This is a genomic window from uncultured Desulfovibrio sp. (genome assembly GCF_902477725.1).
Taxonomy (GTDB): Bacteria; Desulfobacterota; Desulfovibrionia; order Desulfovibrionales; family Desulfovibrionaceae; genus Desulfovibrio.
Window position 1 is genome coordinate 114,847 of record NZ_CABSIF010000007.1, and the last position, 25,967, is coordinate 140,813.

Consider the following 25,967-nt stretch of genomic DNA (forward strand, 5'->3'; position numbering starts at 1 on the left):
GCTGTTACCTGCCTTCGGGCTGTGCGCCGGACTGGATGGGAGCAGGCGCGGGTTTTTGGGCGGCAAGCAAAAATACGGGGTTCATGGCCGCCAGGTGTACATCGCCGCCAAGGCTCTTGCCTTCAGATGCGCTGATTTGCAGAATTTCGACAGGCCAGCCCAGGTCTTCAAAAAAGCGGCGGCACAGGCTGAAACTGTCCAGAAGCACACAACTGACCACCACGCGCCCCCCCACAGGCAGGCGCAGGCACACGTGCCCCAAGATGTCATCCCCGTCATCGCCGGAAAGGCCGCCACCTATAAATACCCGCTGCGGATCAGGCAGACCGGGCAGGCATTCGGGGGCTTGCCCGAGGCGTACTTCCACATTGGCCGCGCCAAAGCGGCGGCGGTTTTCCTGAATGCCCATGGCGCGCCCGGCGGAGCGTTCCACCGCGATCACGCGGCCCTCATGCGCCAGCACGGAAGCTTCAAGAGCCACAGCGCCCGAGCCGGAACCGAGATCCCACACCACATGCCCGGCTTCAATGCGCAGCAGCGCCAGAGCGGCGGCGCGCACGGGCTTTTTGCTTATGAGGCCCCGGTCAACCGCAAGCTGGTCGGCGTCAAGCCCAAGATGCGGGCGGCGGGCCGGAGCCATCGGTATCAGCACCATTGTGCAGGCCGGGCCAAATTCGCGCCCAGCGGCATCGGCCATGCTCAGGTGGCTGACGCATTCATCGGCAGCGCCCATGCGTTCAAAAATATGGGCATCAAACCAGTCCACCCCACGGTCGAGCAGATGGCGGGCAAGCACATCGGGCGACATGCGCGCATCAGTAAGGATGCAGAGCGGGGCATTCTTACCGCAGGCCACGTTGAGGGGGCGCAAATCATCTCGACCGTGCAGGGAGAGGCAGATAACCTTGTGCCACGGCAGGGAAAGGCGCGCGCAAGCCTGCTGCAGAGAACTGACAGCGGGCAGCAGGCGCACGGCATCTGCCCCCATGCGGCGCACAAGGGTCGCGCCGATGCCAAAGAGCAGTGGGTCGCCGTCTGCCAGCACAAGCACACGCTCCCCTGCGGCCCGCAACTGGCTGAGCCGGGTGAGCAGCGGTTCCAGCGGCGTGGTCAGGGGCAGCAGTCGCGCCTTGAGAGCGGGGCCTGCTGCGGGTGAGGCATTCTGATCGTCTGCTGTCTGGTCATGTGCGGGCTGACCTTCTGTGGAATGCCCGTCTGCGGCACCCGTTGCTGCCAAGTTTGAGGTGTTGCTGGATTCCAGACTACTGCCGGAAAATTCCTCCAGCAGCATGCGTCCGGCGCAGATCACATCGGCTTGTTCCGCCAGCTGGCGCTGTGCTTCGGCCAGACCAGCCAGGCCTCGCGGACGTGCGCAGTCGAGGCCCATGACCGTGATGGGTTCGGGCGCGACAGTCGTTGGCTCAAAAACAAAGAATGACTGCAACATTTCCGACATGGGCGGCCAGTCATCCTGCTCGGATGTGCCCGAACCGACAGGGCTGGCGGGCGTGGCTGCGCGAGTTGCGGCAATGGTAGGCGCGCTTTCGGCCTCAGGTGCGGCCTGTGTGGTATTGGCGGCAAGAGTGCTTGTAGCTGCTGTTGCAGCGGATTCGACTGCCAACTCTGCGGGTGTGGCAGGGGCTTCATCTGCGTTTTCGGGAGCGGAATCTATAAGGAGGGGGTCATCCCTGTCTGATGCGTCCGCATCTGCCGTTTCGGTATTCGTATTGTCAGCGGAAGGCAGTGCTTCATCAGCGGTAACAGGGGCTTCAATTCGTGCAGTGTCTGCGTCAGCGGCGGCATTGCACGTAGCGGTGGGCTCCGCAACGGCGCAGATATTTGGGGCAGCAGCCGGGGCGTCAGCAGAAAATTTCGGCAAGTTGGCAGCCTGCTCATCAGCCTCGGCAGCGGCCTGCGCAAGGGGCTGACCTGCAGGATGCTCGCAGGGAGTCGCCAGTGGGCCAGCGGCAAAGGCCTCGGCCGGAACTGTGTTGGCTGCGTCATCGTCCCGTGTCTGGGTGTCGGGCGTATGGGTTGGCACGGCAAAGCCGGGCAGTGAGACCTGATGTTTCATAACGCCAATAATTCCCTGCCGTCAGTGTGAAAAAGGTGCAAGCTCACGGGGCGGCCTGCAAAAAGTTGCGCTGTGCGTGCCGCCTGCTGCGCCACCCGCTTGATAGTCTCTGCCCCGGCGCTGTCTGCCAGCAGCAGTTCCAGTGCGTGAGCCGCTGTTACGCACCGGGTGATGGCATCCGCGCAGGCAGCGCCAGCCTCGCTGGCAAGCCGCCCAAGGGCCTGCATGTCCAGCGTGGAATCCTTGGCATGAGTGTACGCATGCCCTTGGGCCAGCTTGACCAGTTTACCAAAAAAACAGCCCCAGATAATGCGTTCAAACTGCATGCTCCCCACAGCTTGCAGGGAGAACTGCGCAAAATCCGCCACCTGCACAAAGCATCGCTCCGGCAGCTCGGGGTAGCGCTCCATAAGCAGCCGTTCAGAGCGCCTTCCCGTGGTCAGGCACGCACATTGGCAGCCTGTGGCGCGGGCCACGGCAAGCCCCTGCTCAATGGTGGCCTTCCACGCATCATGGCTGAACGGACGCACCGTGCCCTGGGTTCCCAATATGGAAATGCCGCCTTCAATGCCCAATCTGGGGTTGAAGGTCTTGTGCGCCAGCTGCGCGCCATCAGGCACGCTGACAAATACCGTCAGCCATGTGCGGCACTGGAGGGCAGCGGCATATTCCTGTTCCTGCGCTTGCAGGGCGTAGGTTATCTGCTGGCGTGGCACCGGGTTGACCGCAGCCTGACCAATGGCTACAGGCAGACCGGGCAAGGTGACGCGCCCCACCCCCGGCCCTCCCTTTATAATGATGTGGTTGGGGTATGCAACTGCCATGTCGGGGGATGCCCCCCCGGCGTTATGGGCGGGCGTATGCCGTGCCGCATCCTCGACCTGGTTTGCAGGGCGATGCTTGGGGGGCAGCGCGCTCTCGACCACCGTGGCCGTTATGCGCGCGCCAGACGTGGCGTCAGGGTCATCGCCGCCGTCCTTGATTATGCTGGCGTGGGCAATGGCAATGATGCCCGGTGGAGGTGGATCGGCCAGCCCGCTTGCGGGGCCAGCTTCGGCAGCAGCCCATGCGGCGTCCAGTTCCGGCGCAGGGCCTGTGGCGCAGCTTTCAATGTTCAGGCGCAGCCAGCCCCGAGGCTCAGGCAGGCCATTGCTGTCCTTGCACTGATTGTGCTTGCCCTGACCACCCCCAAAAGGGGGCAGGGGCACCGGGACTGCATCCGGCGCTGTGCCCGTGCGCAACAGTTGCAGCGCGGCCAGTGCTGCCCCCGTGGCGGCGCTGCCGGTAGTGAACCCTTCCCGAAGCTTTTCGGCCATGCGTCAGCTCAAAGTGGGGGACAAACTGGATGTCAGACCGGGAGCCGGATTTGGGGCCAACCCGGGCCGGGCGTCTGGATCGGGCAGCCAGACCTTGCCACGGGCCACAAGCGACACCGGGCCGTCTATGCCAGCCATATCAAGGCCGCCTTCGGCAAACAGCCGCACGTCCAGGGCCGAACCGCCGGGCTGCATGATGGAAAAAGATCGGCGCGTGCCTGCGTGCGCAAGGCACAGGGCCAAGGCCAAGGCCCCTGAACCGCAGGCATTCTCAAGAAATGTTGTTCCGGCATCGCGCACATGCACAAGGGGCAGCATATCCAGCAGGCCCTGGCATTCCCGCCACCAGATGACTCCCGCGGCAGGTTCGGCCTCAAGGCCGTGCTGCTGGCGTAACTGGGCGGCCACGGCATGGCAGTCATCGGGCAGGGGGTGCGTTGCCCCGCCAAGCAGCAGATGGCAGATGCCCGGCAGGCGAACCAGATGCGCGCCTTTTTCTATAGTAGTAATGGAATATTCAGGGAGGCGCAGCAGGGCCTCCACCTGCCAGAGCGGGGCAGAGCCTCGGGTGCGCAGGCGCACAGGCGTCTGCCAGCCGGAAACCTGAATTTCATCAAAGCGGACAGGGTTTTCTGCGGGGGCAGCAGCTTCGGGCGCTCGCTCGTTGCGAGGGGCAATTCCGTCCAGCATTCCCTGTTCCGGGCCTGAATATTGGGCAGAGTATGCCAGCAAGGCCCCCACAGCGCGGCTGGCATTGACGCAAAATTCACCGCCTGCCATACGCAGCTTGTGCTGGGGCAGGTTCACAAATCCCGCCTGTTCGCCCCCAAGCATGGAAGAATCCAGCGCCAATGACGCCAGACGCGCCTGTTCTGCCGGGCGCTGGCCAGTGTCGGGGAAAAGCAGGGTGGTGTTGCCCCCGGGGCTCCATTTGGAAAAAATAAGTGCAGGCATGGAAAATCCTTGGTTCTTGACAAAGTATGCCTCAGCCCCGGCGGGCTGTCCAGCGCTGGCGGCAGAGTGGGGTCAGCCGCCGGATTTTTGCTGACAAAAGGAAATAATCGGATGTACGTTGCAGTTGGACTGTGATGAAAAAGCGAAAGAGTGTTTCCTATTTACAACTTGCGGTTTTTCCTAAACGCGGGTATGTGAAAGGCAGTTGCCGTCTCCAAGGCCTATGGCTGTGAGTGAGCCGGTAACGTGGCGGGCACACCGCGATTTACTGTTGTTGACGGTAATCGACGACACTAACAACGTTTGGGAGGCAGTATGAAATCGTTTCGTCTTCTTGCTCTTGCGGCCGCTCTTGTTCTGAGCTACGCCGTGGCCGCTGCGGCCGCTCCAGCTTGTAACAAGAAAATTGAAAGCTTCGACTTCGTAGTGGACTATTCTGGTTCCATGATGATGAAGAACGACAGGCTCAAGCAGGACAAGATCATTGTGGCCAAAAATGTGCTCACGCGCATCAACGCCGCTATCCCCGCTCTGAGCTACAATGGTGGCTTGCACACCATTACGCCCAACAGCGCCATTATTTCTCAGGGTCCCTGGGACCGCGCCGCCATGGCCGCGGGTATCAAAAAGCTGCGTAGCGACTTTGATATTTTTGGTCGTATGACCAGCATGGGCACTGGCTTGCAGGCGTATGAACCCTTCATCTCCAGCATGAAGCGCGACGCCGCCCTGATTCTCGTGACCGACGGCGACAACAACCGTGGTACCGACCTCGTGCAGGTTGTGAGCCAGATGTACGCCAGCCAGCGTAACCTGGTTGTGCATGTTATCTCCCTGGCCGATACCCCCAACGGTGAAGCCACCATCAAAAAGCTCGGCGCTCTGAACTCCAACGCCATTGTGGTGCGCGGTGAAGAACTGGCCACCAGCGATGCCGCTGTTGAACGCTTTGTGCTTTCCGTGTTCTGCAAGGACGAAGACGTCATCGTGCTGCGCGGCGTGCACTTCGCTTTCAATTCCTATGCTCTTGACGGCAAGGCCATGGGCATCCTGAACGAAGCCGCCACCCTGATCAAGAACAACCCCAACAAGCGCGTTGTTCTCTCCGGCTGGACCGACTTTGTGGGTTCCGATGCTTACAACATGAAGCTTTCGCAGGAACGCGCCAGCTCCGTGAAGAACTACCTCGTGAAGCAGGGCATCCCCTCCAGCCGCATGACCGCCATTGGCCGCGGCAAGTCCTTCAAGTATGACAACAAGACCGACGAAGGTCGCGCCATGAACCGGCGCACCGAAGTGTCCTTCGAGTAATCTCGGAGCGTCTTCGCGTCAGTCGAATTAAAGCAAAAGCCGGGTGGTGTATGCCGCCCGGCTTTTTATGAGGTGCATGGCACATGCGTAAGATTCTGGCACTCATTCTCACGTTGGGGTTGACCACTGGCGGTTGCGCCTGGTTTGGCGGCTCTTCTTCCACAGATGAAGAAATAAAGCCCGCTCAGCCGCAGGAACAGACCGCAGCCCCCGAACCGGCCCCGGCCCCTGTTGCTCCTGCCAAGGACGCTAAGGGCAAGAAGGGTAAAACCAAGGCCGAAAAACCGGCTGAAGTTAAGCCCGTTGCCACCAAAAAAGGCGCGAAGACCGAAGCCCAGGTCGCCGCCGAGCTCACCATGGTGGGCAACAGGCTGGCCGCCCAGGCTGCCCGCACGGTGATGCCTTCCAAGTCTTCCAGGGAAGTGCGCCAGGACGGCAAGGATTACGTGGGGACCTACATTGATGTGGACTCTTCCAACGTAACCACTGAATTGCGCCCCAGCCCCACTGGTCAGTACGTCGGCTTTATCCGGTATCAGGAAAGGGTAATGGATTGCCGTGGCAAGACCCGTCAGGAAGCTATGTCTACTGCTTCGTGCGAACAGGTCAAGGCCCGCAACATTAACGAGCTGATCCGTTTTGACGGTTCGACCTGGCAGTATTAGCAAAAGTAGTAACGCCGCTCTGGTTGCGCGCTGCCTGGTGCTGCGTTCTGCCGGAGCGGATGTTCCACGCTCGGTGATTTGCCGTTCGTGAAGAGATTTCAGCGGGGTTTCGGCCCCGCTTTTGTTTTTTTTGATCGTGAGCGGCGGTGCCACCGTACAGACAGAACTGCACCCGCAGGCTGGCCCTGATATGCAGAATGGACCGGGCTTTGGCCCTGGCAATACTGTCAGAACAAAATGGGTGAATGGCTCTTGCCAGTGGTGGGAGCGGCAAGAGCCAGATCAGGCGGCATCGCCTTTCAGAAAACCCTCGGGCAGGTGATCGCGAATCCAGCGCGCGCACTGGGCCGGATTTTTACCCTCGGCGGGGCAACGCAGGGTTGCATAATATGTATACAGGGCCTTGCGTTCGTTAAAAATATCCTCGAGCTTTTCGCCGGGGTTCATGGCAATGCCGCGTTCTGGATTGCGGGCGATGCGTTCTTCAATCAGATGAAAGGGCACATCAATATAGACGATAGGCCCAAGCGCAGCCAGATGCCGCATGGCCGCATCGCGGTAGATGACGCTGCCGCCAGTGGCTATGACCGTTCTGTTGGCCTTGATGGCGCAGATTACTTTGCCCTCGGTATCCAGAAAGGCTGCTTTGCCCAATGTGTCGGTGATGTCTTGCAGGCGTGCGCCGTAGGCGGCTTCGATCAGGTGGTCGCTGTCAACAAAAGCCCATCCCAGCTCTTGCGACAGGGCTGAACCCACAGTGGATTTACCCGCTCCGGCCATGCCTATGAGGGTTATGCAGGGGGCAGGCATCGCGGGGGCTGCTGTTAAATCCGGCTTGCTGGACATGCGGACTCCTGAATTGCTTGAATGGAAGCGCATGGCCTCTATGCTGTCATGCGGGTGCGTACGTAAATTTCTGAAAGTAAATCGGTTAGTGGGAATGTGCCCAAGCCAGCGCTGCCTGTCAACGCCGGGCTTTGCCAACCAGCGGCTGACGGTGCGCAGGCGTTCTGCATTCTCCTCCGCGTCGGAGCTTTCTTTTTTTCGCAGGCTAAAGTTTTTTTGCTTCAAGGCCGATAAGCGCAGTAGAGGTGAGTTTTATGCGCAAGTCAGTTGGTATGCTATTGCTTGCTTTTTTGGCGTTTTCCCTTTGCCGCGCTCCCGTTGCGGCCGCCGTGGAGGCCGTCCCCCTGCCGCCTCAGGTACCTGCTCACACAGCCACCGGGGCCACCAACCTTACTGATGTGTGGCTGCACAGCGGTGGCGGGCGGCTGTATTGGAACACACTGGTGACGCCCCGGCAGATTGCGCTGGAAGGGGCGCGGTTTGTGGATCCTGCGGCTGTACCGGAGTTGGCCATGACACCTCAGGTGGACAAAAAAACGCCCGCGCGCCAGGCAAAGCGCAAGGTCAAGGTTTCAAAGGCCGCCCCGCAGCCCGCCACATCTCCGGCACCCAAGGGGGTGGGCAAAACATCTCTTCCGGCGCCTGTCAGCAGCAGCGCCATCCCGCCGCTGAGCAATGCTGCTCCAGCGCAGGCCAAGTCTGGCGCTTCTGCTGCTGGCGCGACCAAAGCGGCCAATGCTGCGCCCGCGCCAAGTTCTGCGCCCATGCCATATTCGTCGGCAGCGGCATCGTCTGTGGGCAGTATTGGTGGTGCTGGTAGCGGGGCTATGCCAGATGTGCCCGCACCACCGGCATTTTCAGCGGATGACGTGCTGCCGAGAGCCAACGCCCGGCCTTAACGCCTTGAGATATCGGGTATCCTGGTTCGTGATGACTGCGCACGCGAACCATGTTTGCCACACGAGCCGCCTGCGCCGCTTTGAAGTATCCGCTAAAAAATGTGTGAAGGCGCTGAGATCAGATTTTTTTTGAGCGTGGCGCGTTTACTCTTGCGGCATGTTTGCAACAAGGGCATTGTAGTCGCGCGTCGTATGGGGAATCTGGCGCTTGACGGAGACCGTGCTGGCGTGTATGTAGCTTCTTCCATATATTTTAACGCCAGGGCAATGCTGCCCTTCCGCGCTTAAAAGCCGGGGGTAGCCCCAAAACCGCTCAGGCCCGGCGTGCCGCATCGCTCCGGTGGTCGGCCCAAGGCCCTGCCGGAAATTTTTTAAGGAGTCTGCCATGAAAAGAACATATCAGCCGAGCAAAATCAGAAGGGCCCGCACTCACGGGTTCCGTACCCGCATGGCCACCCCGAGCGGGCGCGCCATCATCCGTCGTCGCCGCGCCAAGGGCCGTAAGGTTCTGAGCGCCTAGCGGGGCGGGCTTGCCCCGTTCTACATGGGTATTCCCATGAATCAGAATGGTCTGCCGCAGCACCTGCGGATACGCCGTAGGGCGGAATTCGTAGCGTGCTATGAGCGGGGCAGGCGTCTGCATACAGAGCATTTCCTTGTTTTTGTGCTGTCGGGCAATAGTCCCGGTCTAGCTGCGCGCACTGGCATGGCTGTTTCCCGCAAGGTAGGCAATGCTGTTGTGCGCAATCGCGTCAAAAGGCTGCTGAGGGAATTTTATCGCCTGCATCGCAGCGATTTGCCCAAAGAAGCTGACATCGTTACCGTTGCTAAAAAGCATGCCGGAGAGGCTGCGCTGGATTTGGCCAGCGTAGCCGCCGAGCTTTTGCCGCTGATGCGGCGCGTGGTTCGGCGAGAGCCGGGCCGTCCGGCATTGGATGGGCTGCCATGAGTCATTTGCTGCGTAATCTGTGCATATTACCCATACGCGTTTACCAGCTTTGCATCTCGCCAGTGCTTCCCCCCGCCTGTCGGTTTTATCCCACCTGTTCCGCCTATGCCGCAGAGGCCATCATGACCCACGGCATATTCCGGGGCGGCTGGCTTGCGCTCAAGCGTCTTGCCCGCTGCCACCCCTGGGGCGGTTCAGGCTATGATCCTGTTCCACCACCAAGACGTCCCCGTGACGTCCCGCCACTGTCCCAGGAGTGAACGCCCTCATGCAAGACGGAAAAAATCTGATCATCGCCATCCTTTTGTGCCTCGTCGTTATTGTGGGCTGGAGTTACGTGTCCGAGTACATGGGCTGGGTCCGCAAGCCTGATCCGGCCATTGTTGCCCAGCAACAGCAGGAGCAGCAGCAGGCTGCCCAGCAGCAACAGGCCCAGCAGACCGCCGCAACCGCGCAGCAGGCCATGCCCGTATTCACGCCCGCCCCGGGCCGCGACCTCACGGTCAACTCCCCCCTTTATGAAGCCGTTTTTCACACTGGCGGCGGCGCGCTGCGCTCCTTCAAGCTCAAGCAGTATCAGACCGGTCTTGCGGTGGATTCCCCGCTGGTCAACCTTGTTGACCCCAAGACCGCCGCAGTTGCCCCTCTGGGCCTTGTGGTAAACAGCCAGCCCTCGTGGAGCACAGGCCAGTGGTCTGTGGAAGGCAATGAAAACGGCCTGAACATCGGCGCCGGACAGCAGGGCGTGCTGCGCTTTGACGGCGAGGTGGACAGCCTGCGCGTTATCCGCGAAATGACCTTTAGCTCCGATACCTATCTTATCCGCGAAAAAATCCGTGTGGTGAACACCACGGATCAGGCCCGCAGTGTTCGCGTCAGCTACACTGTGGCCGCCGATGCCAGCAATGCCGCAGGCGACCGTTACGATGCCATGCGCCTTGCCTGGGACAACGATGGAAGCCTTGGCGAAGAATCTTCGCCCAAAACGCTTGAAACCACAGGCGCGCAGGTTGCTGGCAAGATTTACTGGGCTGGCACCATGAGTACCTATTTTCTTGCTGCGGTGCTGCCCGGCGACACGAGCAACGTGACCGTCAAGGGCCGCATGCAGCAGAACGTGTTCCGCGCTGCCGTTGAAGAACCTGAAGTGATGCTCGGCCCCGGTCAGGAGCGCGAACTTACGGTTTCTTACTGGGTTGGCCCCAAGGAACGCGCCAAGCTTGCCGCCGTTTCTGACCAGCTTGCCAAGAGTATTGACCTCGGCATGTTCCATGTGATCGCCAAGGGCTTGCTGTGGCTGCTTGAATTTTTCCAGAAGTACGTGAACAACTGGGGCGTGGCCATCATTTTGCTGACGGTTCTCATCAAGGCCCTGTTCTGGCCCCTTACGGCCAAGAGCTACGCCTCCATGGAAAAGATGAAGAAGCTTCAGCCGCACATGGTGGCTATTCGTGAGAAGCACAAGGACAACAAGGAGCTCATGAACAAGGAAGTCATGGCGCTCTACAAGACCTACGGGGTTAACCCGGCCAGCGGCTGTGTGCCCATTCTCATCCAGATGCCCGTGTTCTTTGGCCTGTATCAGGCCCTGCTCACGTCCATCGAGTTGCGTCACGCGCCCTTCATCACCTATCTGCCCGGCACTGACATCATCTGGCTGGCTGACCTTTCGGCTAAAGACCCGTTCTACATCACGCCCGTCGTCATGGGCCTGACCATGTTCATCCAGCAGAAAATGAGCCCCCCGGCCACTGACCCCACCCAGCAGAAGATCATGATGTTCCTGCCGCTGATCTTCACCGCCATGTTCCTGAGCTTCCCCTCGGGCCTCGTGGTGTACTGGCTGGTCAACAACATCCTGTCCATTGCGCAGCAGAGGATGATGGCGAAGAAGTTCTCTACATCCGCAGCGAAGTAGGCCGCCCCGGCGGGTTCGCGTGACACAGCAAGGGGTTCGTATGGAAGGGTTTAAGGAATTCCAGGGCAAGGATCTCGACAGCGCCATAGAAGAAGCCTGCGGCTACTTCAATACAGCGCGTGAAAAGCTCGAGATTGAAATCGTGCAGGACGCCAAGTCTGGCATTTTCGGCATCGTTGGAGCGCGCAAGGCTCAGGTTCGCGCAAGGCGTGTGCAACTGCGCGAGACTGTGGAAAGCATTCTGGGCAGAAAGAACGGCGAGGGGGCTCCGGCCCCTGCGCCGTCTGTCGGGCAGCCCGCATCCGCGAGTGAGAACTCCGGGGCTGTGGAGCAGCGCAAAAACGGCGGCAATCGGCAGGAGCAAGCGCCTACGGCTGCACCTGAGCCGTCAGCATCGGCTGCCCCCAAAACTTCGGGTGCTCCCAACGCTCCCGAGGTTCAGGCCGAAAATGGCCGGGGCGATGGGCGCGACCGCCAGCAGGAGGCCCGCCCTCAGCGTAATCAACAAGACGACAGACGCAACCAGCAGGATGACAGGCGCAACCGGGGCCGCAACCGCAAGCCGCAGTCTCTGGACGCCTTTGAGAGTGAAGAAGATCTGGATGCCGCCGTTAATGGCAATGTGCTGGAGAAACCCGCCGACCGGCCCTTTGACCGCCGGGGCGAGCGTAACGGCAAGCCTGACAGAAATGGGGCCAAGCCTTCCGGCAGAAATTCCAGAAACGACCGGGGCCGTGACCGCACAGGCAGAAATGTGGAAGGCGGAGAAGGCGTGGAGGCGGTCAATCCCGCTGAAACCCCTGCGCGCGAAGCCAGAGGGCGGCGCAATGATTCCCGGCCTGACAATCAAACTGATAATCGTTCAAGCAACCGCTCCGACACCAGGAACAGCGGCAGGGCAGAGGCCCGTTCCGTCCAGCGCGAGAATCACCGCCCAGAGCGCGCACCGCGCCCTGACGCACCTGCGGATGGACTGGAAGATGATTTTGAAGCCGCAGGCGAGGGTTTGCCGGTTACTCCCCTGGAGCAGCTTGACGCCGCAAAACTTGAAGCCCTTGTGGATGAAACCGTGCGCAAGCTCATCCGGCCCATTACAGGGGACGGCGTGGGCATCACCGTCAAGATCGGCGGCGGCAGGGTTTATGTGGGCATTGATTGCGATGAAGACTCCGGCCTTCTGATTGGTCGCGAGGGGCAGACCCTCGCCGCCCTGCAATACATGATATCGCGCATTGTATCGCGCGGTATGAATGCAGCCGTGCGTGTGCAGCTTGACGCCGGTGAATACCGCCGCCGTCAGGATGAAAAACTGCGTGAAATGGCTCTGGCTCTTGCAGACAAGGTGCGCCAGAGCGGGCGCTCCTACTCCACAAGGCCGCTTTCTTCGTACCATCGGCGTATTGTGCACGTGTGCCTGCAAGAGGCCGTTGACGTGCAGACCCGCAGTACGGGCGATGGCCCCATGAAGCGCGTGGTAATCATGCGCAGAAAGGGAGAACGCGCCTAGCTTCAGCCTCACTGGCAGATGCGCTAGGCGCGCTCATACCGCAAGCGGGGCCAGCAGGGTCTTGAAGGTGCTTGTTACGTTGCCGGAGAAACAGCCTGACTGGGCGCAGATCTCCGGCAACACGCGTTGGCGAGGCCGCGCAAACATAGGGCAAGATATGGAAACAGCAATGCAGACAGATCGTGGCGACACCATCGCCGCCATTGCAACCCCTCCCGGTGCCGGGGGGATTGGCATAGTGCGCCTTTCCGGCCCTCGGGCCAAGAAAATTCTTGCCCGTATGTTTCTGCCCCTTTCAGCACAGGTGGAAAATTTTCACCCCTGGCTTTTGCACAGGGGCCGCGTGCTGGACTGGAACGGCGAGGCGCTGGATGATGCCTTGGCTGTTTTTATGCCTGGGCCGCGTACCTTCACGGGCGAAGATGTAGCCGAGATTCACAGCCACGGAGGCCCCTTTTTAGTGCAGGCCGTGCTTGAAAGTGCGCTGCGCCATGGGGCGCGGCAGGCTGAACGCGGTGAGTTTTCGCGCCGCGCCTTTGTCAACGGGCGCATAGATCTGAGCCAGGCCGAAGCCGTGGCCGAGCTTATAGCCGCCCCCTCGCGCGAGGCCCTGCGCTACGGGCTCAACCGCCTGGAAGGCGTTCTTGGTCGGCGCACTGCCGAACTGCGCGAAGAACTGGAAATGCTGCGCGCCCAGATGTGTCTTGCTGTGGATTTTCCTGACGAAGAAGTTGAAGGCATGGAACCAGCCGCGCTCTGTGAAGTTCTTGACAGGGTCATGCTGGCTGTGCGGCGGCTGCTGGCCGGGAGCAGACGGGCCCAGATCGTGCAGCAGGGCGCCGTGGTGGTGCTGGCTGGCGCGGTGAATGCTGGCAAATCCAGCCTTCTCAATGCGCTGCTAGGGCGCGAGCGCGCCCTTGTGACCGATATACCCGGCACAACGCGTGATTTTCTGGAAGAAACCTGCAATCTTGATGGCCTGCCAGTGCGCCTGACAGACACAGCAGGCCTGCGGCAGGCTGAAGAAACCGTTGAGCAGCTTGGCGTAACGCGCAGCCGCGAAAAAGTTTCGCAGGCTGACCTTGTTGTGCTTGTGCTTGATGGCGGGCTGCTGGGTGAGGAGGGTGCGGCGGCAGAGGTCTGCCCTGACCCTGCGGCCAGCGAGGTTCTTGACTCTGTGGGCGACACGCCCCTGCTCGTGGTGTGGAACAAATGTGACATTTGCATGCCAAAAGTGTTCCCTCCCCGCTGGATTGGTGCGCGAACCTGTTGCGCAGTGAGCGCACTTTCCGATACATATGTCGAAGAGCTTGCAACCATGTTGCGATCTGTGCTGCTTGGGGGCGGTTCGGATGCCGCGCCGGAAGACGGTCTTGCGCCCAACGCAAGGCAATCCATGGCGCTGGAAAAGGCTTTGAAAGAACTTGAAGGGCTGCGTGCTGATGTTGTTGCAGGGCAGCCTTACGATTGTTGCGCGGTCAGACTTGATATGGCCGCCGCTCATCTGGGGGAAGTGACCGGGCTTTCCAGCCCGGCTGAAGTGCTCAACAGCATATTTGCCCAATTCTGCATTGGTAAGTAACCTATGGATATGGACGTTTTGCGCCGCAGGCTGAGTTGCGAAGAAATCAACGGCATGCCCCTTTTTCATTACGAAGGGCCAGTGCAGGTTATTCGCACCCTGGAGGACTGGAAAAATGCGCTGCCGGATCTGCGATCCGCAGATTTGCTTGGATTTGATACGGAAACACGGCCTTCCTTTCGCAAGGGACGCCGCAATTTTCCGGCTTTGATCCAGCTTGCCACGGCCAATGCCGTGTATCTGGTGCAGTTGGCCTTTTTGCCGTTCGGGCCGCATGTGGTCGAAATTCTGGCAAATCCCGATCAGGTCAAGGCTGGTGTGGGCATCCGCGACGATATGCGTGATCTTGCCCGCCTGCACGACTTTGAGCCAGCGGGGCTTGTGGATCTTGGCGGCGTGGCCCGTGCGCACAAAATGCCCAGTCAGGGTTTGCGCACCCTTGCGGCTAATTTTTTTGGCTGGCGTATTTCTAAAGGTTCGCAGTGTTCTAACTGGAGCCTCATGGAGCTGACCCCGCGTCAGATTGCCTACGCCGCCACCGATGCCTGGATCGGACGGCTGATTTTTTTGCGCATGTGTGAAATGGGGCTCATTCCCTCCTGTCGCAGCGCGTCTGAGGACGTGCCGTGCAACGATGCCCTGGCAGCGGGGAGCTCCGTGTGAGCGAAAGTGCTTCGCTGTTCTGCTTTCCGCCCCTTGGCCCCAGACTGGTTTTTTTTACGGGCGGCACGGCTCTGCGAGATCTGAGCCGTGAACTGATCCACTACACCCACAATTCCGTTCATCTTGTCACGCCCTTTGATTCCGGCGGCAGTTCTGCGGCTCTGCGCCGTAGCTTTGCCATGCCTGCCGTGGGCGACATCCGTAACCGTTTGCTGGCTCTGGCCGACAGCGCGGTTGTGCCTGCCTCGGTAATGGAATTCTGCGCCAGCAGGCTGCCGGAACAGTCGGCGGAATGCAACGATCCGCACGAACTGCGCCAACAGTTGCGCGCCATGGGCAGCGGGGAGCATCCCGCATGGGCGGCGATGCCGCCGCTGTTTGCAGATGCGCTGCGTCTGCATCTCAATTTTTTTCTGCAACGCATGCCCGAAGATTTCGACCCCTTCCGCGCCTGCTTGGGCAATCTGATCCTGGCCGGGGGCTACCTGCACCACAAGCGGGTGTTTGGCCCGGTCATGGCCTTTCTCAGTCGGTTGCTGCAAACGCGCGGCGTGGTACTGCCCATTGTGAGCGAAAGCCTGCATCTGGCGGCAGAGCTGGAAGACGGCTCTCTTGTGGTGGGCCAGCACCGCTTTAAAAATCTCAGCGGAGCAGTGCGGCGGCTGTTCCTCACCGTGCACGAACCCGGCCGGGGATCCGAGCAGGCAGAAAAACTGCAAATCCCTTGCCGCCCGCCTCTTGCCCCGGCCTCGGTGGCTTACCTGCGTTCGGCGGCAGCCATCTGCTATCCCATGGGCAGTTTTTACACCAGCGTGCTTGCCAACTTGTTGCCCCAGAATGTAGGCCGTGCCGTGGCTGCCGTAGAGTGCCCAAAAATTTTTATTCCCAATACCGGAACAGACGTCGAACTGCACGGCCTGACCGTGGCGGGGCAGACAGCCATGATCTTGCGCCATCTGCGTGAAGACGCCCCCGATGCCCCCGCCGAGGCCCTGTTGCAGACCGTGCTGGTTGATGCCCGTAATGGTCGCTACGAGGGCGGGCTTGATGCTGGTGAACGTGACGCCCTCGCCCAACTGGGTGTGCGGCTGGTAGAAAAACACATGGTCTACGAAAATGACCCGCAGCGCCATGTGCCGGAATTAACCGCCAAAGCCCTGCTGGAGCTTGTTCCCGGCAGTTCGGTGACCCTGTGAGCAATGAAACTCCTCCCGTATCTTGCATCGAGGCGCAGCAAGCGACTGCAAAACAGTTTGAAGCCTCCGGTGCAGACATGATCGGCCAGAGGCTGGACTATGCCCTGACCTTGCTGCTGCCGCAGATGGGCCTGCGGGGGCGCAAGCGCAGCATTGAAAGTGGGCAGGTGCTCGTCAATGGGCGCTCCTGCAAGGCAGCGCAACGTTTGCGTAAAGGCGATGTGGTTTCGCTGGCGGATGCGCCGACCGCTGACCAGCAGACCCAGAACTCCGTTGTTGACGTGGCCGATACTGACGCATGCCCCGCAGATGCGAATTTTGAGGCTTTGCCCAGGCTTTTGGAGCGGCAGGGCGAGTTCTGCTTTTTTTACAAGCCCGTGGGTTTGCACACTGCCGCATTAACAGGCGGCAACATGCCCAGCCTGGAGAGCATGCTGCCGCAGTTGCTGGCAGGGCAGGGCTGCACTGAGGCTGGCCCCCAAGATGGTGCGGATATGAGTGCGGAGGCTGTGCCCCCTCAGTTGATGCAGCGCCTTGATTACGGCACTTCTGGCATTGTGTGCGCGGCGCTTTCCCCGCAGGCGGCCAAGACTTTCCGATTGGCCGAGGCGGCTGGACGCTGTGAAAAGCGTTATGTTGCGCTTTTGGCCGGGCGGCTGGAAGAAGATTTTACCGTGACTTTTGCCCTGCGCACGGACAAGCGCAGCAAAAGCCGCGTGCTTGATCGCGACGCCGGCTGCACACGCTGGACGAATTTTACGCCCTTGCATTATTTTGAAGGGGACGACCTGCCGCAACTCGCCCTCACAATGGATCCACAGTTCCACCGTGCAGGGCTGACCCTGGCCGGGTGCCGCATCCGGCGTGGCGCACGCCACCAAATCCGTGCGCATGCCGCCGCTGTGGGGCACCCCCTGTGGAACGATCCCCTCTACGCAGACAAAGATCCCGAAGCTGAAGCTCAAACATCCCACGGCACGTTCTATCTGCACCATGGCTGTCTGCTGCTGCCGGGGACAAACTGCGTCATGCCGCCCCCCTGGTCTTTTTTGCCAAAAGCTGTTGCCCGGCAAGTTTTGGAATGGCTGACATCTGTCGATTGAGCTTTTCTCAGGTTGGTTGTTTTTCTTCAAGTTCACGTAGCAAAGTATTGCGCGCCAAACAGCGCCGTATTATAGATTGTGCGCTCAATCTGTAACGGAATTTTCCCGCGAAAAGTCGCGTCAGCCGCGGAAATGCGCAAAAGAATGACCTCATAACATACCGCTATGATTTGAGTTCTTTTTTGCTCATTGAAAAGTTTAATTTGACGCCCTGTTTTCTCTTGGCACAAAGTTCAGCCCGGTATAAACGGAAGAGGTCAAACGGGTTGGCGAAGTGATGCTCTGTTCGCCCCCGGAAGCTGCGCGCCCGGGCAATGCCTGCGCAAACAGCTACCATTCGTGGCGCTCCGCGCTTGCAACCAGTTCAAGGAGAAAGGATGTTTCCTGCTCTACTGCCCAAATCCGCTCCGTTTTTTGCCATGCTCAACGAGCAGAACGATCTGCTGCGCCGCATGTCCGCCCTGCTGGTAAACATGCTGGAAGACGTTTCCAACATGGATCACGTGCACAAGGAAATCGCCTTTCTGGAAGAAGAGGCCGACCTGCTGCACAGCAAGATCATCCGGGCGCTTTCCCAGACGTTTATCACGCCCATCGACCGCGAGGACATCCTGCGCATCAACCAGGAACAGGAAGAGTGCATGGACTGCCTGCACAGCCTGAGCACGCGGCTGCATATTTTTGAATTTGCCTCAATCCGTTTTCCCGCCTTGCAGATGGCGCGCACCATCAGCGCCATGCTTGAGTTGACCTATGAAATGCTTGCTGGCCTCGCCAATCGGCGCGACTGCCACAAGACCCGTGCTTTTCGCGGCCTGCGCAGCGAATGCGATATGGTGCTGGCCGTGGGCCTGGCGGAACTGATGGACGAGCATCAGGAGCTGACAAGCAAGGCTCTCATGCGGGTGCTCAAGTGGAGTCAGGCCTATGAGCGCATGAACATCCTGCTTGAGCAGGTCAATGCGCTGGCGGAAACCATTGAAGAAGCGGTGCTGAAAAATGTTTGATATCCCCGTGCTGCTGGCGCTCATTGTGCTGGTAGCCCTGGTGTTCGACTTCACCAATGGCGCGCACGACTGCGCCAACGCCATTGCCACCGTGGTTTCCACCAAGGTGGTGACGCCGCGTTTTGCGGTGGGCGCTGCGGCCCTGCTCAATCTTGGCGGGGCACTGCTTGGTACTGAAGTGGCAAAAACACTGGGCAGCGGCATTGTTTTGCCGCAGGTGGTGGAGGGCAGCCATGTGCTTGTGCTGGCCGCCCTGGTGGGGGCCATCACCTGGAACTGCATAACCTGGTATTTCGGCATCCCTTCATCGTCGTCCCACGCCCTGATTGGCGGGCTTATCGGCGCTGCTGTGGCAGATGCGGGCTTCAGCGCACTGAACGCCAAGGGCATCTGGGACAAGGTGCTGGTGCCCCTTGTGGCCTCGCCCCTGGCTGGCTACGCAATGGGTTTTTGCTGCATGTGGGTCATTTACTGGATCTGCGGAAATATACACCGTCGTAAGGTCAATGCCTCGTTCCGGCGTCTGCAACTGCTGTCAGCCGCGCTTATGGCCACCAGCCACGGCCTCAACGATGCGCAGAAGACCATGGGCATCGTCACCCTGGCCCTGATGATTTTTGGCAAGATTGACACGGTGGAAGTGCCGCTGTGGGTCAAGCTTTCCTGCGCCGGGGCCATGGCTCTTGGCACCGCCGTTGGCGGCTGGAAGATTGTTAAGACAATGGGGCACCGTATTTTCAAGCTGGAGCCTGTGCACGGTTTTGCTGCGGAAAGCTCCGCCGCCCTGGTCATCACCGGCGCATCCCTCATGGGTGCCCCGGTCAGCACCACGCACACCATATCCGCCTGCATTTTTGGTGTGGGGTCTTCCAAAAGGCTTTCAGCAGTGCGCTGGAATGTGGCCGCAAATCTGGTGACCGCATGGGTGCTCACCTTGCCCGCTGCGGCAGGCGTGGGGTTTGTTTCCTACTGGCTGCTGCATTTTATCTGGAACTGACCGGACGTTGCACGCACTGCGCTGGCCTGGCGGCCCGCCTTGCGAGAGAGACCATTCAAAAACCCTGTCCCCGCGATCTGCCGGGACAGGGTTTTTTATTTCAGGGTGTATGCGTAGAGCCGTAGGCTTCCATTTGTCTGCCTGATACAGCCAGTGAGCATCAAGTTCTGGTCAGAACAAGGATGTCCGGGGCATGCCGCAATGATTGCGGAGATGGAAGGGCTTGCAGAGGGGGAGAAAATCGCGCGCAAATGGTGCCGTCACGCTGGCAGGATCAAAAGCCGAGCGCAATCAGTGCGCGCTCGCCTGTGTGCGGGCGCGCTGCACATGCAGATATCGCCGGGGGGTGTCAGCCGCGCAGGCCTTATCACGCAAGGTGCGCCAGCGGCTGGGCCGCAAGAGGGCACCCAGTGCAGTTAGTCGCGGCTGCCTTCGCGTTCTTCCTGGCAGGCTCGACACAAGCCAACGCCGGGCAGGGCTTCAAGGCGCTTGGCGGGGATGGGGTCACCGCATTCACGGCAACAGGCTACGCCGTTGATCCATTCCGGGCCGCCGCGATCCACAGCGGCACGGGCCCGCAAGAGGGCTGATTCGCGGTCAAGGCGCTCCAGCTCGGTAGCCTGATCAAAAACGTCCATGAGTACTCCTTGTGTAAAGCAAGCGGCAACCCCGCAGAGCGGGGTTGCCGTAATTTTTGCAGAATATTTTCAGGAAGCCCTATGTAGTGTACAATCGTGCTTCTGTAAAGACCCGGACAGGTCGATTTTTTTAAAAAGCCTTCAAAATGTCTTCAAGCGTGGTCACAAAGCTGTCCAGATCCGCCTGTTCAATGTTCAGGGGCGGCAGGAGGCGCAGGGTGATGCCGTGGCTCAGATTGCATATGAAGCCCCGGCGCAGCAGTTCTTCCCACACATCCTTGCCTGAAACGGTCAGCTCAATACCCAGCATGAGGCCAATGCCGCGCACTTCGCGGATTTTGCCGGGAACGCGCTGTTGGAGCGCGGCCAGCTGGGCCTTCATGTGCTCGCCCAGAGTGCTGGCGCGGTCTGCCAGCTTGTCGCGCAGCATGATTTCAACCGTCTTGGCCGCCACAGCGGAAACAAGCGCGCCGCCGCCAAAGGTGGTGGCGTGGCTGCCCGCCTCAAAGCCCTGCGCGACTTCGTCCGTTGCCAGCATGGCGCCCATGGGCAGGCCGTTGGCGAGCGATTTGGCCATGCTGATGATGTCGGGCGTGAGGCCGCAGGTCTGGAAGGCCCAGAACTTGCCGGTACGGCACAGGCCCGCCTGCACTTCATCGCACATAAAGAGAATGTCGTGCTTGCGGCACAGGGCCTCAACACCGTGCAGGTAGTCTGCGGGCAGGGGCACAATGCCGCCTTCGCCCTGCACCACTTCAACCAGCACTGCGGCGGTAGCGGGGGTGATGGCGGCTTCCATCGCTGCAAGGTCGTTGGCCGGAACCTGCTTGAAGCCCTCGGGCAGAGGGGTAAAGCCATTGCTCAGGCTTTCGCGCCCAGTGGCTGCCAGTGATCCGAGCGTGCGGCCATGAAAGCAGCCCTCAAGGGTAATGATTTCATAGGCATCGCGCTTTTTCACGCTACGCATGTAGCGGCGCGCCAGCTTTATGCAGGCCTCGTTGGCTTCCGCACCAGAGTTGCAGAAAAAGGCCTTGCTGTGGTGGCTCGTTGAGAGCAGCAGCCTCGCCAGTTCCAGCTGTTCTTCCTGATAAAACAGGTTGCTCACGTGCCAGAGCTTGTGCGACTGGGCCTCAAGGGCGGCGCAGATTTCATCATTGCAGTGGCCAAGGGCCGTTACGGCAATGCCCGCCAGCAGATCGACATATTCCTTGCCGTCCACATCCCAGAGTCGCGCGCCCTTGCCTCGCACGATAGCCAGCGGGTAACGGCTGTAGGAACGGCAGAGCAGGCTCTCTTCCCCGGCTTTCACGGCGGCAAAGGCTTGTGACATGGACAAACTCCTTCTCGGTGAACGTATGAATGGTGGAATGAATGAAAGTCGCTGGCGGTTGCCAGTGCAGAGTATCAGCGTCCGGTGTGACCGAAACCGCCGGAACCGCGCTCTGTGGCAGACAGTTCCGTAACTTCACGCCATCGCGGTCGCACAAAGGGCTGAAAGATGAGCTGGGCCACGCGCTCGCCGTTCTGGATGCGGCGCTCCTGGCCGGAGGTGTTCAGAAGGAACACCAGAATTTCCCCGGTATAGTCCGGGTCGATGATGCCGACGCCCTGGGCGACGGTTATGCCGTCGCGCGCGCCAAGGCCGCTGCGCGAGTAAACAAAACCGGCAATGCCAGCCGCGCGGGGCTGCACACTGATGCCCGTGCTTACCTTGAGCCTGCCCCCGGCGGGAATAACCGCTTCGGGCGTATCAAGGCAGGCGCGCAGATCCATGCCTGCCGACTGGTTGGTGGCGGGAGCAAGAAAATCATCCTGCCCCTGGGCATAGAGTTCACGCGCGCCGGGGCGCACAAACGCAATGTCCACGGGGGCCATGCCCTCGTGGAGGTCGTTTGCCTTTTCGGCGGTGTGCTGCTGTGAGTGGTCGTCGCGCATCGGTTGTTACTAGCGCAGCTTTTCGTTGGGGGCAAGAGCCGGATTGGGGCGCAACCCTGTTGACTTGGCATTTTGCTGTGTATACAGAAAATCTATTATCAACACTCAACAGGATTATTGGATGTACACTTACCAGGATTCTGCCCGTTATGCATAGCAGGGGCTATTGCATAACAGCTTGATTGTTTAGGCAATAGCCCTTGCTCCGTCCTGACATTTCATCGGGAGGAAGCATTATGGGCTATAAAAAAGCGACTAAAGTTCTGCCGCAACACCTGTTGCGGGCCGTACAGGAATATGTTGACGGGGAATACCTGTACATTCCCCGCAAGGAAGAAAACAGAAAACACTGGGGAGAAACCGCCCCCAACCGTGCCTTCCGTGCTGCCAGAAACACCGAGATGGCTGCGCGGCGTAAGGCGGGCTGGTCTGTTGCGCAACTGGCGGAACGGTATTTTCTTTCCGAAAAAGCGGTCTACAAAATTCTTGCGGCCTTGAACTGAGGCCAACCGAGACTGGCGGCAGCTGCACAGGATTGTTCCGGCTGTTGTGGTCATGCTCGCAGGAATGTATTTGTTTGCCTTCAGCGCCCTGACGTGTCGGGGCGCTTTTTGTTGGGTAAGAAGCGGGCGGGCTTGCCATCAGGCGGGATTTCTTTCAAGCTGCGCGGCAAGGAGAATATATGCAGATTATGTCCATAGCCGTAGTGGGCGGCGGCCTCGCCGGGTGCGAATGCGCCCTGCATCTGGCCCGCGCTGGTCACTCCGTAACCCTGTTTGAACAAAAGCCGGGCCACAGGTCGGCTGCCCATATCAGCGAGCATCTGGCCGAACTTGTATGCTCCAACTCCCTGCGGTCAGATGAACTCACATCCGGCGTGGGCCTGCTCAAAGCCGAAATGCGCGCTCTGGGCAGTGATTTTATGGAACTGGCCGATGCCCACCGCGTACCCGCTGGCAAGGCGCTGGCCGTTGACCGCGAGGCTTTTGCCCGCGCCATGACCGAACGCGTGGCCGCGCAGGCCAATATCACCATGGTGGAACATCAGGTGGCCTCGCTGGATGACCCGGTGCTCGCGCCCTTTACGGGCGAGGGCGGGGCAGTGGTGCTGGCTGCCGGGCCCATGGCCTCAGAGGCGCTTTCCGCCTCGCTGGCAGAAGCTGTGGGCGCAAAGCACTGCTATTTTTATGACGCCATCGCGCCCATTGTGTGGACGCACTCCCTTAATATGGGTGTGGTGTTCCGCGCCTCCCGCTATGGGCAGGAAAACGGCGAGGCCGACGGCGAGGGCGACTACCTCAACTGCCCCATGAGCCGCGACGAATACGATATTTTTTATGCGGCCCTGCTGGAAGCGCAAAAAGTCTCTGCCCATGAATTTGAGCAGGAAAAGCATTTTGAAGGCTGTATGCCTGTGGAGGCCCTTGCCGAGCGCGGCCCGCGCACCCTGACCTTTGGCCCTCTTAAACCTGTGGGGTTTGTGGACCCGCGTACAGGGCGCAGACCTTGGGCCATTCTGCAACTGCGGGCAGAAAAGGCCAACAGCGAAACCTGCAACCTTGTGGGCTGCCAGACCAAGCTGACCCAGGGCGAGCAGGCCCGCGTGTTCCGGCTGGTGCCGGGCATGGAAAATGCGGAGTTTGCGCGCTTTGGCAGCATGCACCGCAATACCTATGTGAACGCGCCTGATGTGCTGGCCCCGGATTTGTCGCTGCGGGCGCGGCCCGGCGTGTATCTGGCGGGGCAGATCACAGGGGTGGAAGGCTATGTGGAATCAGCCGCCAGCGGCCTGTGGTTGGCCCTGCTGCTCAATGCCCGCGCACGTGGTCTTGAATTGCCGCATCCGCCGGTGGAAAGCGCTCTTGGCGGGCTGCTCAACCATCTGCGTACGCCGGTAAAGCATTTTCAACCCTCCAACGCGCACTTCGGCCTTGTGCCGGAACTGGGCGAAAGAGCGCGCAAAAAAGATCGCAAGGCCTTGTATTCCGCCCGCGCGCAGGAAACATTCGGCGAATGGCTTGCGGCGCAGCGCGAGGCAGGCGCTATTTAAGATGCTTGCAGAGGCTCGCGTTTTTTGTAATGATATTTGATGCACGTGGTTGCAATGATTTCTCCGGCTGCACACACGCAGGCACATGGCGCATCTATCAGGGTTTCAGAGATAAATTGCGGCAATGTGTCAAAAAAGTGTTGACGGCGGCATGGGGAGTAGCTATATAACCGCTTGCCTCATGTAGGAGCGTAGCTCAGGTGGCTAGAGCACTTCCTTGACACGGAAGGGGTCAACAGTTCAAGTCTGTTCGTTCCTACCAAATGACTCTTCGGGGATAGTTCCCCTAAACGGCGGAAGGCCTTGGCCCCGCCCATAGCACAGGTCGCTTGATGCGACCCGAAGACCGGATTCGGCGCAGTGGGGAGGTTTACCTCCCCACTTTGTTTTATGTGCCTCCGGGTATTTTTGTAAGGAGCTTTTCATGGAAGTCCGTGTGGAAGGGCAGATGGTGGAAGCCGGTGACTCCGTTGCTTCTGTCCTGCAAAAAGCCTTGAGCGGCAAAAAGTTCAAGGCGGCTGTGGCCGCACGCGCCGATAATGGCGCTCTGCTGGATCTTTCCGCCCCCCTGCCTGCTGGCTGCGTCGAGCTTGCGCCCGTGTACGCCGACTCGCCCGAGGGGCTGCAAATGATCCGCCATTCCACCGCCCACGTCATGGCGGCGGCGGTCAAGCGTCTCTTCCCCACTGCCAAGGTCACTATCGGCCCCTCCATCGACACCGGATTTTACTACGACTTTGACGTGGAAAAGCCCTTTTCCAGCGAAGATTTCCCCGCTATCGAAGCGGAAATGCAGCGTATTGCCGATGCGCGCGTACCCTTCACCTGTAAGGTGCTGCCCAAGGCGGAAGCTGTTGAAGTGTTCCGCAATATGGGCGAAGCTTACAAGGTTGAGCTGATTGAGAGCATCGATGCCGACACGGTGTCGCTCTATACATGCGGAGATTTCACGGATCTGTGCCGTGGCCCCCACGTGCCGCACACGGGTTTTGCCAAGGCGGCAAAGCTCATGAGCGTGGCCGGGGCCTATTGGCGCGGTGATGAAAAGAACCGCATGCTTTCCCGCATTTACGGCACTGCCTTTGCCGACCAGAAGGCTCTGGACGCCTACCTGAAGCAGCTTGAAGAAGCCAAGCGCCGCGACCACCGCAAGCTTGGCCGCGAGTTGAGCCTCTTCACCTTCAAGGAAGATGTGGCCCCCGGCATGGTCTTCTGGTTGCCCAGAGGCATGATGGTGCGTACCATCCTTGAAGACTTCTGGCGGCGCGAGCATCTCAAGCGCGGATACGAAATCGTGCAGGGGCCGCAGTTGCTGCGCGTGGAAACGTGGCAGAAATCCGGCCACTACGACCACTACCGCGAAAATATGTATTTTACGCAGATCGAGGAAGACGCCTACGGCGTCAAGCCCATGAACTGCATCTCGCATATGCTCATTTACGGCAACGAGTTGCACAGCTACCGCGATCTGCCCCAGCGTTATTTTGAACTGGGCGTGGTGCACCGCCACGAAAAGAGCGGCGTGCTGCACGGGTTGTTGCGCGTGCGCCAGTTCACGCAGGACGATGCCCATATTCTGTGCGCGCCCGAGCAGCTTGAGGGCGAAATTCTTGAGGTCATCCATCTTATCCGCGACCTCATGAATCTCTTCGGCTTCCAGTACAAGGTTGCCGTTTCCACCCGGCCCGAGAGCAGCATCGGCACGGACGAAGCCTGGGAGCTTGCCACCAACGCGCTCACCAAGGCTGTGGAAAAGGCCGGACTGCCCTATGAGATCAATGAGGGCGACGGCGCGTTCTACGGCCCCAAAATTGACGTTCGACTGCTTGACTGCATTGGCCGTGAATGGCAATGCTCAACGATACAGGTTGATTTTACCCTGCCGGAGCGTTTTGACCTCACCTATGTAGGGCAGGACGGCGAAAAGCACCGTCCGGTCATGGTGCACCGGGCTATCATGGGGTCGCTTGAGCGGTTCATCGGCATTCTCGTTGAGAACTTTGCCGGTGCACTGCCCACATGGCTTGCGCCCGAGCAGGCCCGTCTGCTTACCGTGACGGAAGCGGGCGATGAAGCCACCCTCAAAATGTGCGAAGAACTCAAGGCGATGGGCATTCGCGCCACCGCCGATACCCGCAACGAGAAACTGGGCTTCAAGGTGCGCGAGGCGCAGCTGGCCAAGGTTCCGTATATTCTGGTGGTGGGGGAAAAAGAAGTGCAGGCGGGCGGCGCCAATGTGCGCCTGCGCAATGGGGACAATATGGGGCTCAAATCCGTAGCGGAAATCGCCGCGCTGATCCGGACGGATGCCGAAGAGCCTTTCAAACAAGGAGGGATGCGCTATAGCTTCGCCTAAT

The 25,967-nt window shown here is 59.9% G+C and carries 24 protein-coding genes and 1 tRNA gene; 18 read left to right on the forward strand and 7 right to left on the reverse strand.

The genetic code is table 11. The annotated features are described in order from the left end of the window. Positions 1-4: 4 nt before the first annotated feature. Genes cbiE through RDK48_RS08220 form a run of 3 tightly spaced genes read right to left on the reverse strand, consistent with a single transcriptional unit; the run spans position 5 to position 4,344 of the window. Positions 5-2,074, reverse strand: a complete 2,070-nt coding sequence (gene cbiE / locus RDK48_RS08210; protein ID WP_298992148.1) for a precorrin-6y C5,15-methyltransferase (decarboxylating) subunit CbiE — start codon at positions 2,072-2,074, stop codon at positions 5-7. Beyond that, the gene (cbiD, locus tag RDK48_RS08215) at positions 2,071-3,390 is read right to left on the reverse strand and encodes a cobalt-precorrin-5B (C(1))-methyltransferase CbiD (RefSeq protein WP_298992145.1); all 1,320 of its coding nucleotides are present in this window, start codon (positions 3,388-3,390) and stop codon (positions 2,071-2,073) included. Before cbiD ends, cbiE begins: the two co-directional genes overlap by 4 nt. A 3-nt stretch (positions 3,391-3,393) precedes the next feature. Beyond that, positions 3,394-4,344, reverse strand: coding sequence for a hypothetical protein (locus RDK48_RS08220; RefSeq protein ID WP_298992142.1), 951 nt, complete (start codon positions 4,342-4,344; stop codon positions 3,394-3,396). Positions 4,345-4,659: 315 nt separating this feature from the next. Between RDK48_RS08220 and RDK48_RS08225 the strand changes: the two genes are divergently transcribed. Then, positions 4,660-5,655, forward strand: coding sequence for an OmpA family protein (locus RDK48_RS08225; protein WP_298992139.1), 996 nt, complete (start codon positions 4,660-4,662; stop codon positions 5,653-5,655). A gap of 83 nt (positions 5,656-5,738) precedes the next feature. Next, positions 5,739-6,320, forward strand: a complete 582-nt coding sequence (locus RDK48_RS08230; RefSeq protein ID WP_298992136.1) for a translation initiation factor 2 — start codon at positions 5,739-5,741, stop codon at positions 6,318-6,320. A gap of 282 nt (positions 6,321-6,602) precedes the next feature. On the opposite strand, the gene thrB is transcribed toward RDK48_RS08230, so the two are convergent. Next, a complete protein-coding gene (thrB, locus tag RDK48_RS08235) occupies positions 6,603-7,166 on the reverse strand; it encodes a homoserine kinase (RefSeq protein WP_298992133.1) in 564 nt (187 codons plus the stop codon). A gap of 254 nt (positions 7,167-7,420) precedes the next feature. Between thrB and RDK48_RS08240 the strand changes: the two genes are divergently transcribed. The 12 genes from RDK48_RS08240 (at position 7,421) to RDK48_RS08295 (ending at position 18,987) form a co-directional block, all read left to right on the forward strand. Beyond that, a complete protein-coding gene (locus RDK48_RS08240; protein WP_298992130.1) occupies positions 7,421-8,065 on the forward strand; it encodes a hypothetical protein in 645 nt (214 codons plus the stop codon). Between the two features lie 385 nt (positions 8,066-8,450). Further along, entirely contained in the window at positions 8,451-8,585 is a 135-nt protein-coding gene (gene rpmH, locus RDK48_RS08245; RefSeq protein WP_022657771.1) for a 50S ribosomal protein L34, read from the forward strand. 36 nt (positions 8,586-8,621) lie between these two features. Beyond that, positions 8,622-9,014, forward strand: a complete 393-nt coding sequence (gene rnpA / locus RDK48_RS08250) for a ribonuclease P protein component (RefSeq protein ID WP_022657772.1) — start codon at positions 8,622-8,624, stop codon at positions 9,012-9,014. Continuing rightward, entirely contained in the window at positions 9,011-9,274 is a 264-nt protein-coding gene (yidD, locus tag RDK48_RS08255) for a membrane protein insertion efficiency factor YidD (protein WP_136400527.1), read from the forward strand. The genes rnpA and yidD overlap by 4 nt, the downstream gene beginning before the upstream one ends. 8 nt (positions 9,275-9,282) lie before the next feature. Further along, on the forward strand, positions 9,283-10,932 hold the full coding sequence (gene yidC, locus RDK48_RS08260; RefSeq protein WP_298992126.1) for a membrane protein insertase YidC: 1,650 nt from the start codon (positions 9,283-9,285) through the stop codon (positions 10,930-10,932). A gap of 40 nt (positions 10,933-10,972) precedes the next feature. Next, positions 10,973-12,439 carry a protein jag gene (locus RDK48_RS08265; protein ID WP_298992123.1) on the forward strand — a complete coding sequence of 489 codons (1,467 nt, stop codon included), beginning with the start codon at positions 10,973-10,975 and terminating at the stop codon, positions 12,437-12,439. 169 nt (positions 12,440-12,608) lie between these two features. Continuing rightward, complete coding sequence (gene mnmE, locus RDK48_RS08270) at positions 12,609-14,021, forward strand: tRNA uridine-5-carboxymethylaminomethyl(34) synthesis GTPase MnmE (protein ID WP_298992121.1); 1,413 nt, start codon at positions 12,609-12,611, stop codon at positions 14,019-14,021. A 3-nt stretch (positions 14,022-14,024) separates the two neighbouring features. Further along, positions 14,025-14,684 (forward strand): 3'-5' exonuclease, encoded by a 660-nt coding sequence (locus tag RDK48_RS08275; RefSeq protein ID WP_298992118.1) that lies wholly within the window; start codon positions 14,025-14,027, stop codon positions 14,682-14,684. Continuing rightward, positions 14,681-15,880 carry a GAK system CofD-like protein gene (locus RDK48_RS08280; protein ID WP_298992116.1) on the forward strand — a complete coding sequence of 400 codons (1,200 nt, stop codon included), beginning with the start codon at positions 14,681-14,683 and terminating at the stop codon, positions 15,878-15,880. The genes RDK48_RS08275 and RDK48_RS08280 overlap by 4 nt, the downstream gene beginning before the upstream one ends. Further along, entirely contained in the window at positions 15,877-16,983 is a 1,107-nt protein-coding gene (locus RDK48_RS08285) for a pseudouridine synthase (RefSeq protein WP_298992114.1), read from the forward strand. Before RDK48_RS08280 ends, RDK48_RS08285 begins: the two co-directional genes overlap by 4 nt. A 377-nt stretch (positions 16,984-17,360) precedes the next feature. After that, positions 17,361-17,990 (forward strand): DUF47 domain-containing protein, encoded by a 630-nt coding sequence (locus RDK48_RS08290; protein ID WP_022657780.1) that lies wholly within the window; start codon positions 17,361-17,363, stop codon positions 17,988-17,990. Beyond that, positions 17,983-18,987 (forward strand): inorganic phosphate transporter, encoded by a 1,005-nt coding sequence (locus tag RDK48_RS08295; protein ID WP_298992109.1) that lies wholly within the window; start codon positions 17,983-17,985, stop codon positions 18,985-18,987. Before RDK48_RS08290 ends, RDK48_RS08295 begins: the two co-directional genes overlap by 8 nt. A gap of 416 nt (positions 18,988-19,403) precedes the next feature. Here RDK48_RS08295 and RDK48_RS08300 read toward each other — a convergent pair whose 3' ends face one another. From RDK48_RS08300 to dut, 3 genes are all read right to left on the reverse strand, one after another. Further along, positions 19,404-19,625: a TraR/DksA family transcriptional regulator gene (locus tag RDK48_RS08300; RefSeq protein ID WP_022657782.1), complete on the reverse strand. Its 222-nt coding sequence runs from the start codon at positions 19,623-19,625 to the stop codon at positions 19,404-19,406. A gap of 130 nt (positions 19,626-19,755) precedes the next feature. Further along, on the reverse strand, positions 19,756-20,955 hold the full coding sequence (locus tag RDK48_RS08305) for an aspartate aminotransferase family protein (RefSeq protein ID WP_022657783.1): 1,200 nt from the start codon (positions 20,953-20,955) through the stop codon (positions 19,756-19,758). Between the two features lie 74 nt (positions 20,956-21,029). After that, positions 21,030-21,500 (reverse strand): dUTP diphosphatase, encoded by a 471-nt coding sequence (gene dut / locus RDK48_RS08310; RefSeq protein WP_298992176.1) that lies wholly within the window; start codon positions 21,498-21,500, stop codon positions 21,030-21,032. 296 nt (positions 21,501-21,796) lie between these two features. Here dut and RDK48_RS08315 point away from each other — a divergent pair, with 296 nt between their 5' ends. From RDK48_RS08315 to thrS, 4 genes are all read left to right on the forward strand, one after another. Continuing rightward, complete coding sequence (locus RDK48_RS08315; protein WP_298992106.1) at positions 21,797-22,063, forward strand: CD3324 family protein; 267 nt, start codon at positions 21,797-21,799, stop codon at positions 22,061-22,063. A 179-nt stretch (positions 22,064-22,242) separates the two neighbouring features. Beyond that, positions 22,243-23,610 carry a methylenetetrahydrofolate--tRNA-(uracil(54)-C(5))-methyltransferase (FADH(2)-oxidizing) TrmFO gene (gene trmFO / locus RDK48_RS08320; protein WP_298992104.1) on the forward strand — a complete coding sequence of 456 codons (1,368 nt, stop codon included), beginning with the start codon at positions 22,243-22,245 and terminating at the stop codon, positions 23,608-23,610. A 185-nt stretch (positions 23,611-23,795) separates the two neighbouring features. Beyond that, positions 23,796-23,872: transfer RNA gene (locus RDK48_RS08325), tRNA-Val, on the forward strand. A 162-nt stretch (positions 23,873-24,034) separates the two neighbouring features. Continuing rightward, a complete protein-coding gene (gene thrS / locus RDK48_RS08330) occupies positions 24,035-25,966 on the forward strand; it encodes a threonine--tRNA ligase (RefSeq protein ID WP_298992101.1) in 1,932 nt (643 codons plus the stop codon). Position 25,967 lies beyond the last annotated feature (1 nt).

Excerpts from the sequence above, each read along its gene's own strand:
- cbiD (WP_298992145.1), bottom strand. The coding sequence starts at position 3,390 with ATGGCCGAAAAGCTTCGGGAAGGGTTCACTACCGGCAGCGCCGCCACG.
- yidD (WP_136400527.1), top strand. The coding sequence starts at position 9,011 with ATGAGTCATTTGCTGCGTAATCTGTGCATATTACCCATACGCGTTTAC.
- RDK48_RS08275 (WP_298992118.1), top strand. The coding sequence starts at position 14,025 with ATGGATATGGACGTTTTGCGCCGCAGGCTGAGTTGCGAAGAAATCAAC.
- yidC (WP_298992126.1), top strand. The coding sequence starts at position 9,283 with ATGCAAGACGGAAAAAATCTGATCATCGCCATCCTTTTGTGCCTCGTC.
- RDK48_RS08300 (WP_022657782.1), bottom strand. The coding sequence starts at position 19,625 with ATGGACGTTTTTGATCAGGCTACCGAGCTGGAGCGCCTTGACCGCGAA.
- rnpA (WP_022657772.1), top strand. The coding sequence starts at position 8,622 with ATGAATCAGAATGGTCTGCCGCAGCACCTGCGGATACGCCGTAGGGCG.
- mnmE (WP_298992121.1), top strand. The coding sequence starts at position 12,609 with ATGCAGACAGATCGTGGCGACACCATCGCCGCCATTGCAACCCCTCCC.
- RDK48_RS08265 (WP_298992123.1), top strand. The coding sequence starts at position 10,973 with ATGGAAGGGTTTAAGGAATTCCAGGGCAAGGATCTCGACAGCGCCATA.
- thrS (WP_298992101.1), top strand. The coding sequence starts at position 24,035 with ATGGAAGTCCGTGTGGAAGGGCAGATGGTGGAAGCCGGTGACTCCGTT.
- RDK48_RS08305 (WP_022657783.1), bottom strand. The coding sequence starts at position 20,955 with ATGTCACAAGCCTTTGCCGCCGTGAAAGCCGGGGAAGAGAGCCTGCTC.
- RDK48_RS08315 (WP_298992106.1), top strand. The coding sequence starts at position 21,797 with ATGGGCTATAAAAAAGCGACTAAAGTTCTGCCGCAACACCTGTTGCGG.
- rpmH (WP_022657771.1), top strand. The coding sequence starts at position 8,451 with ATGAAAAGAACATATCAGCCGAGCAAAATCAGAAGGGCCCGCACTCAC.
- RDK48_RS08240 (WP_298992130.1), top strand. The coding sequence starts at position 7,421 with ATGCGCAAGTCAGTTGGTATGCTATTGCTTGCTTTTTTGGCGTTTTCC.
- cbiE (WP_298992148.1), bottom strand. The coding sequence starts at position 2,074 with ATGAAACATCAGGTCTCACTGCCCGGCTTTGCCGTGCCAACCCATACG.
- RDK48_RS08225 (WP_298992139.1), top strand. The coding sequence starts at position 4,660 with ATGAAATCGTTTCGTCTTCTTGCTCTTGCGGCCGCTCTTGTTCTGAGC.
- RDK48_RS08230 (WP_298992136.1), top strand. The coding sequence starts at position 5,739 with ATGCGTAAGATTCTGGCACTCATTCTCACGTTGGGGTTGACCACTGGC.
- RDK48_RS08290 (WP_022657780.1), top strand. The coding sequence starts at position 17,361 with ATGTTTCCTGCTCTACTGCCCAAATCCGCTCCGTTTTTTGCCATGCTC.
- RDK48_RS08295 (WP_298992109.1), top strand. The coding sequence starts at position 17,983 with ATGTTTGATATCCCCGTGCTGCTGGCGCTCATTGTGCTGGTAGCCCTG.
- trmFO (WP_298992104.1), top strand. The coding sequence starts at position 22,243 with ATGCAGATTATGTCCATAGCCGTAGTGGGCGGCGGCCTCGCCGGGTGC.
- RDK48_RS08220 (WP_298992142.1), bottom strand. The coding sequence starts at position 4,344 with ATGCCTGCACTTATTTTTTCCAAATGGAGCCCCGGGGGCAACACCACC.
- thrB (WP_298992133.1), bottom strand. The coding sequence starts at position 7,166 with ATGTCCAGCAAGCCGGATTTAACAGCAGCCCCCGCGATGCCTGCCCCC.
- dut (WP_298992176.1), bottom strand. The coding sequence starts at position 21,500 with ATGGCCCCCGTGGACATTGCGTTTGTGCGCCCCGGCGCGCGTGAACTC.